This is a genomic window from Nostoc sp., from assembly GCF_036916575.1.
Taxonomy (GTDB): Bacteria; Cyanobacteriota; Cyanobacteriia; order Cyanobacteriales; family Nostocaceae; genus Nostoc.
The window spans coordinates 1-13313 of sequence record NZ_JBALGC010000122.1; the positions used below are offsets into that span (position 1 = coordinate 1).

Annotated in this window: 13 protein-coding genes and 2 pseudogenes; 3 read left to right on the top strand and 12 right to left on the bottom strand. The window is 40.5% G+C overall.

Translation table 11 applies throughout. The annotated features are described in order from the left end of the window. From V7L29_RS26955 to sufB, 7 genes and pseudogenes are all read right to left on the bottom strand, one after another. The coding region (locus tag V7L29_RS26955; protein ID WP_334737386.1) for an addiction module protein at positions 1 to 121 on the bottom strand (121 nt) is incomplete at its 3' end. A gap of 299 nt (positions 122 to 420) precedes the next feature. After that, positions 421 to 1053, bottom strand: coding sequence for a Uma2 family endonuclease (locus tag V7L29_RS26960; RefSeq protein ID WP_334737373.1), 633 nt, complete (start codon positions 1051 to 1053; stop codon positions 421 to 423). Between the two features lie 98 nt (positions 1054 to 1151). Further along, positions 1152 to 1760: pseudogene (locus tag V7L29_RS26965) on the bottom strand (hypothetical protein). A gap of 103 nt (positions 1761 to 1863) precedes the next feature. Next, a complete protein-coding gene (locus V7L29_RS26970; RefSeq protein WP_334737387.1) occupies positions 1864 to 3126 on the bottom strand; it encodes a cysteine desulfurase in 1263 nt (420 codons plus the stop codon). A 43-nt stretch (positions 3127 to 3169) separates the two neighbouring features. Further along, entirely contained in the window at positions 3170 to 4534 is a 1365-nt protein-coding gene (gene sufD / locus V7L29_RS26975; RefSeq protein WP_334737374.1) for a Fe-S cluster assembly protein SufD, read from the bottom strand. Continuing rightward, positions 4534 to 5325: a Fe-S cluster assembly ATPase SufC gene (gene sufC / locus V7L29_RS26980; RefSeq protein WP_334737375.1), complete on the bottom strand. Its 792-nt coding sequence runs from the start codon at positions 5323 to 5325 to the stop codon at positions 4534 to 4536. Before sufC ends, sufD begins: the two co-directional genes overlap by 1 nt. 130 nt (positions 5326 to 5455) lie before the next feature. Then, a complete protein-coding gene (sufB, locus tag V7L29_RS26985) occupies positions 5456 to 6895 on the bottom strand; it encodes a Fe-S cluster assembly protein SufB (RefSeq protein WP_334737376.1) in 1440 nt (479 codons plus the stop codon). A gap of 238 nt (positions 6896 to 7133) precedes the next feature. On the opposite strand from sufB, the gene sufR reads away from it, so the two are divergent. Further along, the gene (gene sufR / locus V7L29_RS26990; RefSeq protein WP_334737377.1) at positions 7134 to 7817 is read left to right on the top strand and encodes an iron-sulfur cluster biosynthesis transcriptional regulator SufR; all 684 of its coding nucleotides are present in this window, start codon (positions 7134 to 7136) and stop codon (positions 7815 to 7817) included. 87 nt (positions 7818 to 7904) lie between these two features. Then, positions 7905 to 8165 carry a hypothetical protein gene (locus tag V7L29_RS26995; protein WP_292867787.1) on the top strand — a complete coding sequence of 87 codons (261 nt, stop codon included), beginning with the start codon at positions 7905 to 7907 and terminating at the stop codon, positions 8163 to 8165. Positions 8166 to 8393: 228 nt separating this feature from the next. On the opposite strand, the gene V7L29_RS27000 is transcribed toward V7L29_RS26995, so the two are convergent. After that, positions 8394 to 9026 carry a hypothetical protein gene (locus V7L29_RS27000; RefSeq protein ID WP_334694202.1) on the bottom strand — a complete coding sequence of 211 codons (633 nt, stop codon included), beginning with the start codon at positions 9024 to 9026 and terminating at the stop codon, positions 8394 to 8396. 744 nt (positions 9027 to 9770) lie between these two features. After that, a complete protein-coding gene (locus V7L29_RS27005; RefSeq protein WP_109009512.1) occupies positions 9771 to 10097 on the bottom strand; it encodes a YbjQ family protein in 327 nt (108 codons plus the stop codon). Between the two features lie 724 nt (positions 10098 to 10821). Here V7L29_RS27005 and V7L29_RS27010 point away from each other — a divergent pair. Next, positions 10822 to 11502 carry a tetratricopeptide repeat protein gene (locus V7L29_RS27010; protein WP_334694203.1) on the top strand — a complete coding sequence of 227 codons (681 nt, stop codon included), beginning with the start codon at positions 10822 to 10824 and terminating at the stop codon, positions 11500 to 11502. A gap of 2 nt (positions 11503 to 11504) precedes the next feature. On the opposite strand, the pseudogene V7L29_RS27015 reads toward V7L29_RS27010, so the two are convergent. From V7L29_RS27015 to V7L29_RS27025, 3 genes and pseudogenes are all read right to left on the bottom strand, one after another. Continuing rightward, positions 11505 to 12065, bottom strand: a pseudogene (locus V7L29_RS27015) (ATP-binding cassette domain-containing protein); the annotation flags it as partial. A gap of 127 nt (positions 12066 to 12192) precedes the next feature. Beyond that, positions 12193 to 12618, bottom strand: coding sequence for a hypothetical protein (locus tag V7L29_RS27020; protein ID WP_334737378.1), 426 nt, complete (start codon positions 12616 to 12618; stop codon positions 12193 to 12195). Positions 12619 to 12961: 343 nt separating this feature from the next. Then, positions 12962 to 13240 (bottom strand): hypothetical protein, encoded by a 279-nt coding sequence (locus V7L29_RS27025; protein WP_334694205.1) that lies wholly within the window; start codon positions 13238 to 13240, stop codon positions 12962 to 12964. Positions 13241 to 13313 lie beyond the last annotated feature (73 nt).

Consider the following 13313-nt stretch of genomic DNA (forward strand, 5'->3'; position numbering starts at 1 on the left):
GCTCATCGTTGAGAGGAACTTCATCGGGTGTGGTAAGAATACTGTCCCATAAGTCCTCGGCAAGCTGTATACGTTCAGATACAATTAGTTCGGAAATATCGACTTTTAATATGGGATGCATGGTTATTGTTAATGTAGTTGTTCAATAGAATCTTATTGTAGATTATAAACCACCTATCTTATTCCCAATAAAGTAAAGCATCAAGTTTGCTTGATTCAGTAAATGTTCTAGCAGCTAGTAAACAGTACATTTTTGCAGGATAATTTACTTCTTGTCCACCGACTACTAATTTTTATAGTCAAAAGCTGAATCTATAAATACAAGAATACAATACTTTGAGTTGAGTAAGTTCGGACAAACAAATCCAAATGTGGATTTTAGTAATCTTTTATGGAAAAATATATTTAATACCATGTAAACTACCCTAACTTATCCCGCACCCAAGCGCGAAAGGATTTTAGCAAAGCAATTTCACCCATACTTTTACTCTGCTCAATAAATCTGCTTATCTCACTTACCGAAACTATAGGAAAGGCAATACTAAACTTACACTCAACATATTGCTCCTCTATCAACTGATAAAATTTTAAATTTTGCCCATCATATCTCCAAAGTTCAGTTACACCCAACGCTGAATAAATCCCCAATTTGTTAACTGAACTGCTGGTAATGTCAATCTCAATTGCTAAGTCAGGCGGCGGATCATTTTCTAAATCTAAATTTTCCTTACCTCTAATAGCCAATTCATTCTGGATATAGTAGCAAGTATCTGGTTCTATTCCCCGCTTTAATCTTTTTCGCTTCAATGTTGTTGAACCAGCACTTCTCACTTCAATTCCTAATTCTTCAGCTAAAGCAATAATAAAATTACCAAAATTACTTTTGGGGTTTTCGTGTTCAAAAAGTGGAGTCATGATTTCTAAAACACCGCAGTCGTAAGCAAACCGAGAACCTCTATGCTCACCTGTATCTCTCAGCAAGGCTTCAAAGGTTTCCCAGCTAACGTTGTGTAAGACTGTTCTTTGTTCCGCAAGGGTTGACTTGACAAGCATATTAAAATAATTCGTAATTCATAATTCGTAATTCGTAATTAAGTTTTGTAACTATAATTTAGATTTCACCACAAAACTTACCAAATCCCTAGAATTAGTTAAAATACTTCTTCTATCAGGATATTAGATAAAATTCCGATAATTTTACCTATGTCATTAATATAATACTCGCCTAAGTCAATTTCAACTACTTGCTCAATAAATTTCAAAAACTTCCAGTTAGTTCCAGTGGTAACAGCACCATAAATTGCCTGAATGTTATTGCCCTCAAGCTCATTAAACAATTTAGCTATTAACATCTCTGCTACACACTAACCTAATCCTGCATTGATATTTTATTTATTAGCTTCTACAATTGTGACAACTGGTGCATTAAGAATTAGTAATTCTGGTGAACGGCTAATAATCAAATCGCAATTTACATTTAAACCTTGTGTTGAATCAACATTAAAATCGATACTAGAAAATAAACTTATTTGATTGTTTAAATATTTCCTTACAGCAATTAAAATAGGCGTAATAATCATCTTTGAACCGAATTTTTGCGTATTATTAGCAAGAGCTAAAGGTACATTTTACCGCAATACTTTTGCTAGTAAAGATGGACACTCTACTTCGTGTATAGATACAAATATATCAATTTTATCAACAATAGTTAAACCAAAGGTTTTCCTAACTCTGTCTAAAGTAAAGTCACTGTATGACACTTTAGTTGCTCCTGTAAAGAATCCAGATAGTTAAATTGTGCCAACTATTAGCAAGATATGTTGCTGATATTTGGCACAATCAATGTCTGAATATTTTGTAACTTTAAGCAAGGAAACCCGCAAAAAAGTCCAGAGTTTCCTTCAGTGCTTTGATGAAAACATCAATTTCCTCGCGCGTGTTGTAGAAAGATAGACTTGCTCGTGCGGTTGCAGCAAGACCTAAGTAACGGTGTAATGGTTGAGTACAGTGGTGTCCAGAACGGATAGCAACGCCTTCTTGATCTAATAATGTAGATAAGTCGTTAGCGTGGACTTCCCCGGCAGTGAATGACGCAAGTGCAGCTCTACCTTCCCCTTTAGTATTTGGTTTAGGGCCGTAAATTCTAATTTGGGGAATTTGCTCTAATTGCTGGAACAAATAAGCTGTTAATTCTGCTTCGTAGGCGTGGATTTTATCCATGCCGATACTGCTAAGATAATTGATCGCAGCACCAAGAGCGATCGCTTCTCCAATTGCAGGTGTACCGGCTTCAAATTTATGTGGTAATTCCGCATAGGTGGAATGGTCTAAATACACCTCTGCAATCATCTCACCACCACCAAAAAATGGTGGCATTGATTCCAATAATTCCAACTTGCCATAGAGAAATCCTATCCCAGTTGGCGCACACATTTTATGACCAGATGCTACCAGCCAATCACAATCTATTTTCTGCACATCCACAGGGAAGTGGGGAACACTTTGGCAAGCATCAACTAAGAATTTAGCACCGTAGCTGTGAGCGATCGCACCAATTTCTGACACTGGGTTAATGCAACCCAAAGCATTAGAAATATGCACTACTGACACCAATTTTGTTTTGTCGGAAATCAGCTTTTTAAACTGTTCTAAATCAAAAGTTTCTTCTGGTGTTAGTTCCACAAATTTCAGCACTGCACCCGTTTTTTGCGCCACGAATTGCCAAGGCACAATATTACTGTGGTGTTCCATCACCGACAGAATAATCTCATCCCCCGGTTGTAAATTGTTCATTCCCCAGCTGTAGGCTACTAGGTTAATTGCCTCACTAGCGTTGCGGGTGTAGACGATTTCCTGACGTGATGCAGCATTAATGAATTTAGCAACTTTATCTCGCGCACCTTCATAAGCATCAGTAGCTTTAGCACTCAGGATATGAGCACCGCGATGTACGTTAGCATTATATTGCTCGTAGTAATCCCGTAGGGTATTTAATACGAACAAAGGCTTTTGTGATGTCGCAGCATTATCGAGATAAACCAGGGGTTTCTCGTTGACTTCTTGATGCAATATCGGGAAGTCAGCGCGAACTTTATCAGCAAGGGTTTTGGTAGAGGTTAAAGTCATTGGTAGATTAGAGACGCGATTAATCGCGTCTGTACAATGGTCATTAGTCATTAGTCAGGGACTTAAGATTATTGACTGTGTTTAATAGGATTTCTCGTAGAGAGGGAACTGGTATTTGGTTGATGATTTCGGCGGCGAAGGCGTTAATTAACAACTTCCGAGCATCGTTTTCATCAATTCCCCGACTTTGCAGATAGAATATTTCATCATCTTCTAATTGGCTAACGGTAGCACCGTGAGCGCATTTTACATTATCGGCAGTAATTTCCAATTGAGGTTTGGTATCAACTCTGGCTTTCGATGATAGCAGCAAATTGCGATTCAACTGGGCTGCATTTGTCAACTGCGCTGGTTTGGGTACAAAAACTTTCCCATTGAACACCGCATGAGCGCGATCGCCTACAATACATTTATGCAATTGGTCACTTGTACCGTGGGGATAGTTGAGTGCGATCGCACTATGAGTATCCGCCAACTGTTTACCAGAAATCACCGTCAAACCATTAAGAGTAGTTTCTGTCTGCTCACCAGTTTGCAAAATCTCTAAATTATGCCGTGACAACTTTCCACCTAAAGTTATGGCATGACAAGTATATCGACTATCACGAGCTTGGGCGATCGCAGTTTTCCCAATATGAAAAGCCTCTGCACCTTCTCGCTCAACCCTAGTGTGACTCACTTGGGCATTGTCAGCAACCCAAATTTCCGTAACTGCATTGGTGAAATATAATGCCTCTTTGTTTGCGCCTTGGTGGTTCGTATACTCTTCAACCAACGTTACCTGCGAACCACTATCCGCCACCACCAAACAACGCGGCTGCAAAATCGTCGCCGTCTCACCCGCAACCGAAATAAACACCAAATGAATTGGCGTTTCAACTACCACATTCTTCTTTACCCACACCACAGCAGCATCAGTTATCCCAGCCGTGTTGAGAGCAGTAAAAACTTCCTGCGCTCCCTCAGCTTGGGCTAAATACTGCCGTACACCCTCCTGCTCAACCACAGACAAAGCAGCCAAATTACTCACCACAATTCCAGATGCTAAATCTGTAACTGCGGATAACTCCGGCGCAAAAACGCCATTAACAAATACCAAACGACTGTTAGCCGCTTCTGGCAAAATATCAAATTCTAGAGATGCAAAATTTCCCGTCTCTAGATTAAATTGCACCTTTCGCAAAGACGACAAATCAGTAAATCGCCATTCTTCCTCACGGGTAGTTGGGATAATCGAGTGACGTACCCAATTAGCAGCACTTTGGCGTAATTCCTGCAACCAACCTTCTGTTTTCGTTGCCGTTACTTGATTTAACAACCCAGTCAGATAATCATCTCTATCTAACATCGATGTCAAACTGACTGCATTTGAATTAGGAATTGGGCTAGGAGATACTTGAATACTCATTACACACCCACCTCAGCAGCTGCAAATTCTGCCAGCACCCAGTCATAACCGCGAGACTCTAATTCTAGTGCCAGTTCCTTACCACCACTCGTAATAATCTGTCCCTGTGCCATCACATGCACAAAATCAGGCACTATATAATTAAGTAACCTTTGATAGTGAGTAATCAAAATTGTCGAATTTTCTGGACTTGCCAGTTGATTTACCCCATTAGCGACAATTCTAAGCGCGTCAATATCCAAACCCGAATCAGTTTCATCCAAAATTCCTAACTTTGGTTCCAGCAGCGCCATTTGCAGAATTTCATTCCGCTTCTTTTCACCACCAGAAAACCCTTCATTCAAACTCCGACTAAGAAAACTGGAATTCATCTTCACTACATCCAGCTTTTCCTCTATTAAATCGTCAAAATCAAAAGCGTCTATTTCCTCTAAACCTTGCGCCTTCCGACGGGAATTGTACGCCACCCGCAAGAAATCTAAATTGCTCACACCCGGAATTTCTAACGGATACTGAAACGCCAAAAATACACCACTTCTGGCGCGTTCCTCCGGCTCCAATTCCAGTAAATTTTGTCCCTGAAAAATCACCTCACCGCCAGTCACCTCATACGCTGGATGCCCAGCTAACACCTTAGAAAAGGTACTCTTACCAGAACCATTCGGCCCCATAATCGCATGAATTTCACCCGATCGCACCTCCAGATTTACACCTTTCAAAATCGGTGTCCCATCAACATTAGCTGTCAGATTCCTTACTGACAGCACAATTTCACTATTTTCAATAATCATGTTGTCTCTCTTCTTTTTCGGTTTGTAGTCACCGCTTTAGCGCTTTTATCCAGCGCTAAAGTGCTGACTACAAGCGTTAATCTTTTCAGTTACTAGCGATTTTCCAGCACTAAAGTGCTGACTACAAACCCTATCCAACACTCCCTTCCAACTTCAAACTCAACAACTTATCAGCTTCCACTGCAAATTCCATCGGTAGCTGATTGAAAACATCCTTACAGAAGCCGCTAACCATCATCGAAATGGCATCTTCTGCTGAAATACCCCGTTGAGCGAAGTAGAACAGTTGATCTTCCCCAATCTTGGAAGTAGAAGCTTCATGCTCTACCTTGCCAGTATTATTTTGCACCTGGATATAAGGGAAAGTATTTGCATGGGCATTATCCCCAATCAGCATTGAGTCGCACTGAGAATAATTTCTTGCCCCTTTAGCAGTCGGATTGACTTTCACCAAACCCCGGTAGCTATTACTAGAATTACCTGCGGAGATTCCTTTAGAAATAATTGTGCTGCGGGTGTTTTTACCAACGTGAATCATCTTTGTACCCGTATCGGCTTGCTGCATATTATTTGTCAGCGCCACCGAGTAGAATTCACCTACAGAGTTATCACCTACCAACACACAGCTGGGATATTTCCAAGTAATTGCCGAACCTGTTTCTACTTGAGTCCAGGAAATCTTAGAATTTACACCCTGACACAAACCGCGCTTGGTGACAAAGTTGTAAATACCGCCTTTACCGTTAGCATCTCCAGCGTACCAGTTTTGGACAGTGGAATATTTAATTTCGGCGTTGTCGAGGGCGACAAGTTCCACAACGGCGGCGTGCAGCTGGTTGCTGTCATACATCGGTGCGGTGCAACCTTCGAGGTAAGAAACATAACTACCTTCTTCGGCGACAATCAAAGTCCGCTCAAATTGCCCCGTGTCGCCAGAGTTGATGCGGAAGTAGGTAGACAGTTCCATCGGGCATTTCACGCCTTTAGGAATGTAGACAAAGGAACCATCGCTAAATACAGCGGCGTTCAAGGCAGCAAAGTAGTTGTCAGCTACAGGAACAACGCTACCCAGGTATTTTTTGATTAGTTCTGGGTGTTCTTGCAATGCTTCCGAAATCGAGCAGAAAATAACGCCGTCTTCCGCTAGTTTTTCTTTAAATGTAGTGGCGACAGAGACGCTATCGAAAATCGCATCGACAGCGACATTTGCTAGTCGCTTCTGTTCAGATAGGGAAATGCCTAACTTATCGAAGGTTTCTAAAAGGGTTGGATCAACTTCGTCCAAGCTGTTTAGTTTTTCTTTCTTGCGTTTCGGCGCTGAGTAGTAAATGATATCCTGATAATTAATTGGCGGATACTTGACATTGGGCCAAGTTGGTTCCGTCATTTTTTGCCACTGGCGATAAGCCCGGAGGCGAAAGTCCAGCATGAACTGCGGCTCGTTTTTCTTAGAGGAGATCAAGCGAACAACGTCCTCGTCTAGTCCACGCGGAATAGTGTCGGCTTCAATATCGGTGACGAAGCCGTACTTGTAGGGTTGGTTGACTAAAGTTTTGACAGTGGCACTCATCAGTAATAATCTCTCGTGTTCGGAACTCTTTTAGGATGGAGGCGGGCTGTGGTTAACCAATTCCCATATCACGTTACGGAATGGTTACACGGCTGCTAGAATAGTGGTGGAGAGTAAAACAACAGCTATGTTGTTTAATCTATCTTCATTTTACGCTAAATTAACAACAACAATGTTGTCAAAGTCAAATTTTCAAAGAAATTTTTGGGACGTTAGCTGAACGTCTGGCACCAGAACGATGGCGACTATCCACCAGTCCTCAACCAAGCAAGATATCCTAGAATATCTGCACAAACACGAAAAAGCAACGGCTTTGGAGTTAGCTGAAATTTTAGAAGTTACCCCCCAAGCGATTCGTCGTCATCTTAAAGATTTGGAGACGGAGGAGCTAGTTTTGTATTCGACATCAGTGCAGGCGGCGGGGATGGGGCGTCCGCAGCACGTTTATCAACTGAGTCGTCAAGGACGCGATCGCTTGCATCGAACAATGAGTGATCGCTTTGGTGATGGCCACGGAAATTTTGCGGTTTCGCTGCTAGACACCTTAGCCGAAACGGTAGGACACGACCAATTTAAATCGATTTTACAGAAACAGTGGGAGCGTAAAGCCCAAGAATACCGCGATCAGGTGGGTAGCGGCTCACTGCGAGAACGTGTAGCCAACTTAGTAGAGTTCAGAAAAGCGGAAGGCTTCATGGCGGAGTATCACCCTGTTGATGCGAATGACTCCTTTGAGTGCGATCGCTTGATCTTAATGGAGCATAACTGCGCCATTTCCAACGTTGCCGAGTCTTTCCCCAGCATCTGTGGTCATGAATTAGAAATGTTTGCAGCCGTCTTACCTGATTGTACCGTAGAACGCACCCACTGGATTATTGATGGTCAACATCGTTGTGGGTATTTAGTACAAGTTCGCCATTAGTTATTAGTCATTTGTCATTGGTCTTTTTTTTAATAACTAATGTCCAATACCCAACTAACTTTGAGATAACATTTCATTTTTTCATTTATGGACGTACCACCACAGCAACCATCAGCACAATTTTTAACTCTAGAAGAGTCAGCAAAAGTAGATGCTGCCTTGTTGTCTTCACCAGAAAAGTTTTTAACAAGATTAACAATTTCATCACTGAAGCTTTTGAAGCATATTGCTCAAGAGTACGGTGTTGATATTGAAGATTTGACAGCACAGCAGGTAATTGCCTGGTTTGAAAAAGATGGCAAAATCCGACGTGAGCAGGGAATTGAAGGTTCATATCTGAAATGGTGATTTGCAGTAGTAAAATTTTCGTTGCATTTACTTAGAAAAAATAACCATAAAAATATCGCGTTTTTAAAAAACAGAAATGTTTCTTAGAAGCGCGATATTCATAGAGAGTAATTTTACTATATAATAATTAATCTGACGTTAAAAACGCCAACCTGAAATAATAAACAAAAAACACCTTTTTCAAGGTGCTTTTATTTAAAAATAACATTTGATTTTTCAAACAATTATTTAAGGATTGTAATTGTTAGCCCGAGGACTACGAGATCCAGTTACCGCTCCAATCATTGAGGCTATTAAACCCAACAAAGAACCAAACACAAACCACCACAATCCCGAACGTAAATTACCTGCCGCTTCACGAGCTTGTTGGGCACTTATGTTTGCTTGTGGTACATTAATACCACCTTGCTGTTGTACCTGGTTTATGACTGCCCCAGCGTTGGAAGCAGCAACACCAAAAGCACCAGATACTCCACTTGCTAACAGCCATGAGCTAACTGCTAAAGTCGTTGCCCAAAGAATTGCGCCGTTGAGAAGAGCTGTATTACGGTTCATCGGCCCACAAGCACGGGCTGTAACCCAACCACCAGTAAATAGGGAAATTAGTAAAGCGATGGTTGACCAAAGCCCCGCACTACCCGCAGCGTTAGGGGCAATTGATCTGGGTGCACCTGAACCTTCAACTGTGCCTGCCGCAACCGCACCAATTATAGCGCTCAAAATTAATTGAGTAGCTAAAGAAACCAACAAACCAGCAATAATTGGCCCCCAGCGAACAAGATCATGATATTCAGCTACTCGGCCTGCTATCACAGACTCTGTAGGAATAACGTTATCACCTGCGCGATTTACGTATGACATAGTTTATGTTCTCCAGTGCTGTTTCAAGTGCTGTTTCAGCAAAGTTGCTGCTCAGGTATAGTAATGTTTATGCTTAAAATTAAATAGCTAAATCACCTACTTTTATATCTATCAATAGAAATATTTAATGAATCTATCTTTAGTGAAAAAACTAACACATTTAACAACTTTTAATATAATTTAAGATTCATTTATAATTTAATGATTATTGAGAGCTTTTTCCTATAAATTGTTAAGTTAAATACAGTTATTAATATTAATTGATATAATTCTATCTATAATTTTTTTTGAAAAAATTAAATTTAATACAAAACTTTGTAACCCTGATTGGAAAATCTTAACAAAGTAATTGGATAGCCATTAACAATTCAAAATTCAAAATTCAAAATTGTACTCCTAGGTCGAAGCAAGCTACGCGCAGGGTCTGGTAGAGAAGAGAGTTACATAAGGGGACTATTACCCCGACTGTAGCTTGCTTCCCGCTGGGTAACTAACGGGACTTAAACATTTTTTCGGGATAAACAAGCCTCAAACCCTTGCAGGGTAAGGGAAATACACCAAATGCTCAAAAATAGCCCAAACCCAGATATATCAAGAAACTAAGCCTAACGATGTCAAAGTCTTTCTGTATATAAATTTGAGGCGATTTTTTGAGTGTTTTTTGTCTAAGTCCCACTAAAGGAAATCAAAGCCAGCTACGTATTGACGTTGCGGGTCTTAAACCCTTTAATTTCCGATAAAAGATTAACGCATCTTTACAGCAGTGCCTGTGGCAGTAATCAGTAAAAGAACTCCTGACTGGTCAATATTGATTGTACCAGTATCAATTTCAATCCCAATCACAGCATTTGCTCCCAAACGTTGTGCTCGTTGCTCTAATTCTTCTAATGCCTTACGTTGACCCTGCTCAAACAGACGCTCATAGCTACCAGTTCGTCCACCGATAATATCCCGAATACCCGCCAGAAAATCCCGCAAGAAATTGCTGCCGTAAACTACTTCTGCTGTCACAATACCTAAATATGACTCAATAACGGCTCCTTGAATCACATCAGTAGTAGTTATAATCATAAATTAATCTCCCAAATAGCACGTATGTTGATATTTATTATTAAAATACTCTAACAAATGTAAATTTATTTACACATATATAATTAGCCTGCGTTGAGATAGGTTTGATAAACATATTCTCACACAATTTTAGATTGCGTTCGCTGACAGCGGGCATGAAGTGCGATCGCAACGGTGTTTTCACTTGTAGTATTGGCCGAAAAATCATAATTTGAAGAAACATTTTGCTCTTTGGATTTATCTAATCGTGTAATAACCAAAAAAAGATGTAGACAATCGATAGATAAAAAGCTGCTGTACAAAAAGTATACGGCTTTACTAAAGGTAGTATAAATAACAAAAAATTGGATACACCTTTAGCTAGTTGTTAAGTGAAATACTCAATAGTAATTATTAATGTTCAATAAGTGATAGTATTGGCACGCCTATTGAGGATTAAGTGAGATACCTATTGGGTTATTTGGAATGACAGGTATAACTACTGAAAAAAAAGAGTGTAATTTTGATATTATCCCAATTTATATGTAGAGTAACCTCATTTCATCATTTATACCTCGCACCTCATTTTTCAGTAAAAACTCTGTAATATAGCAGTAATTGTAGAGGAAATAGTGAATGAACTATTAACATCTTAATCAATACGAATAAATACAGTTTTCAAAAGTCCATATTTTTGTTTTAATGTACAAGAAAAAAAGTCCTCTAAATTTTCAGGAATTTTACTGTGTACAAGCCAAGATCATTTGTGCTTAGTGTGGTGTTATTGGGATGTTTTGCCTTCAGCATACCTTCAGTGGCTCAGGCTGAGGTATTAGTGGCACAAGCCAAAAACCCCCAGTTAAAACAACTACTAGAAGACGGACGGAGATTAGTTGATACGGGCGATTATGGTGGTGCGATCGCTGTTTATCAGCAAGCAGCTAGCCTAGATCCCAAAAATGCTAAAATTCATTCAGGTATTGGCTACTTATATGCTCAACAGGGAAATTATCAGGCGGCATTAACAGCTTATCGTCGGGCGATCGCCATCAACCCTAACAATAGTGATTTTTACTACGCTGTAGGTTACATCAAAGCGAATTTGGGCGACACAGCTGGGGCAAAGGAAGGCTACCGTCGTGCCATACAGTTGAACCGTAATAACGTTAACGCCTATTTAGGATTGGCTGTGACGCAATCTCGTCTAGGAGACTATAGTGCAGCTACCTGGGCATACGAGCAAGCAATCGGCTTGGATAAGAACAATGCCCAGACTTATGAGTTGATGGGTTCGATGTATAAACAGCGACGACAAACCAAACAAGCCAACAGCTTGCTTCAGAAAGCCCGTGACTTGTACAAGCGGCGCAATGACTCAGATGGCGTCAACAGGGTAGATGCTATCCTGCGACAGTTAGGAGGATGAGGTTAATCTAACTGGCGTCCCGTTAATTCCACAAAAATATCTTCCAGGTTACAGGGACGCACCATCATTCCGGTTTCATCGGGCTGTTCATTCAAGTAGAGATTTGCTGCTTCCAGGGATGGGAAAAACAAATATTCCCAGCGACGAGCACCATCACTTCCCACTTCAGACACACCCAATTCCTTCATCACCAAACCTTCACTGTGAACAGAACGGAGCTATTGTAAAGTTCCCAAAGAAATCAGCTTACCGCTATCCATAATACGGATGCCTCCTGGCTTGGTAGAACCGAAAGCATCGCAGAAAAATTCGACCTCATCCATATAATGGGTCGTCAGTAGCATCGTCATCCCCTGCTTATTCAAATCCTGATAATTTCCCAGAGGCGTCGCCTGGTTTAGGGGTCTAGTCCTACCGTTGGTTCGTCCAAAAACAAAATTTGCGGTTGATGCAATAAAGCTCTCGCAATCTGCAACCGTTGTTTCATACCCCCAGACAGGGTTTTTACCAAATCATCACGTTTTTCTGCTAGCTCAACATTACTCTAGCCATTGATTAATTAGTAAAGCCCATCCATTGTATTTCCAGACGGGCAGGATGCCCACGAAGCGGTATTAGTCTGTGAAGTTTATCTTAATTTCTAACTAGGATGACCACAGTCATCCTCCAAGAAATATAATGGTGAGTAGTTTACTCTTTTAAAAGGATGACACTTAATCGTAAACCATCTGCTGCTCTTAAAATAACATAACATTTTGTGTAAGTCAAAGTGGATATTGGTACTCCTTGCCGAGAGGGACGACCCCTTACGTGAAAAGTGCCCGAAATTTCCACTACCCGAACCCGTGTATTGATGAGTGGATGGTCTTCTCTTAGTGGCTCTGACCCTAGTTGGCTAGCTTCTTGATAGCTCATTAAATTAGACTTTATAACTTTTGAGTTACTTGCGTTAAAGCGTTTTTCTATTACTATCTTAAGTGCTCTTTCAGCTGCAACTTGTTCACCAATATCTGCATTAGGATTTGCTGGAACGGAAAAATCTGGTAACGGGTCATTATTTACAGGAGGTAGTTGGCCTTTAGTATCTTCAGGATTTGGTGCTGGTTCTGCGTTCATAGGTGAAACTTGAGAACTTGTCTGATTCTTTTAAGCTATGGCTTGGCTCCCACATGAAGATATAGCGGTTCTCGTTTACGTGAGGTACACCCGTAAGGGCACGGCACAGAACAGCCCCTACACCTCGCAATATAATGTTGTACCGCATCTGAATGGGAACCGCTATATGAAAAGTCCAATTGCAAATAAAACAATAGTTGGAATCAGTTTCTTCCTAATAATCAGTTTTCCTGAAATTATTAACACTACTTATGGCATTACGGTTTCAGCTGACAATGGATAATTAACCTAATAAATTCTAGCAGGAAGGTCAGCCCCTTCTCTTAAGTCAAAAGTCACTCATTCAAAAGTCAGAAGACAAACTAGGACTCAAGCAATTTTGTAATGTAGAATTACTGAGTGTGGCATATTGCAATCCATATACAGCAGCTTTCAGACTAGTATTTTTGTCACTAGTAGTTTCTAAACCAGCTTCTGTGGAACGAGCATTATTATTTGGCCCTCCAATGTTTGTAGCCTGCCCTATTTTTAAACTTACAGCATACAAATGCGTTTGAAGTTGAGTTTTAAGATTAAACCCCTTAATTAAGGTTTGAAAGCTTTGATATAAAAGTATTGTCATCCCTCTTCTTAAAAGAGGGATAAGTTATGTTGGGTTTGATTGGAGACTTATCATTAGGGCTGACGCAAAGATA

Coding starts and splice junctions, on each gene's coding strand:
- V7L29_RS26960 (WP_334737373.1), bottom strand. CDS start 1,053: ATGCTTGTCAAGTCAACCCTTGCGGAACAAAGAACAGTCTTACACAAC.
- V7L29_RS26970 (WP_334737387.1), bottom strand. CDS start 3,126: ATGACTTTAACCTCTACCAAAACCCTTGCTGATAAAGTTCGCGCTGAC.
- sufD (WP_334737374.1), bottom strand. CDS start 4,534: ATGAGTATTCAAGTATCTCCTAGCCCAATTCCTAATTCAAATGCAGTC.
- sufC (WP_334737375.1), bottom strand. CDS start 5,325: ATGATTATTGAAAATAGTGAAATTGTGCTGTCAGTAAGGAATCTGACA.
- sufB (WP_334737376.1), bottom strand. CDS start 6,895: ATGAGTGCCACTGTCAAAACTTTAGTCAACCAACCCTACAAGTACGGC.
- sufR (WP_334737377.1), top strand. CDS start 7,134: ATGGCGACTATCCACCAGTCCTCAACCAAGCAAGATATCCTAGAATAT.
- V7L29_RS26995 (WP_292867787.1), top strand. CDS start 7,905: ATGGACGTACCACCACAGCAACCATCAGCACAATTTTTAACTCTAGAA.
- V7L29_RS27000 (WP_334694202.1), bottom strand. CDS start 9,026: ATGTCATACGTAAATCGCGCAGGTGATAACGTTATTCCTACAGAGTCT.
- V7L29_RS27005 (WP_109009512.1), bottom strand. CDS start 10,097: ATGATTATAACTACTACTGATGTGATTCAAGGAGCCGTTATTGAGTCA.
- V7L29_RS27020 (WP_334737378.1), bottom strand. CDS start 12,618: ATGAACGCAGAACCAGCACCAAATCCTGAAGATACTAAAGGCCAACTA.
- V7L29_RS27025 (WP_334694205.1), bottom strand. CDS start 13,240: ATGACAATACTTTTATATCAAAGCTTTCAAACCTTAATTAAGGGGTTT.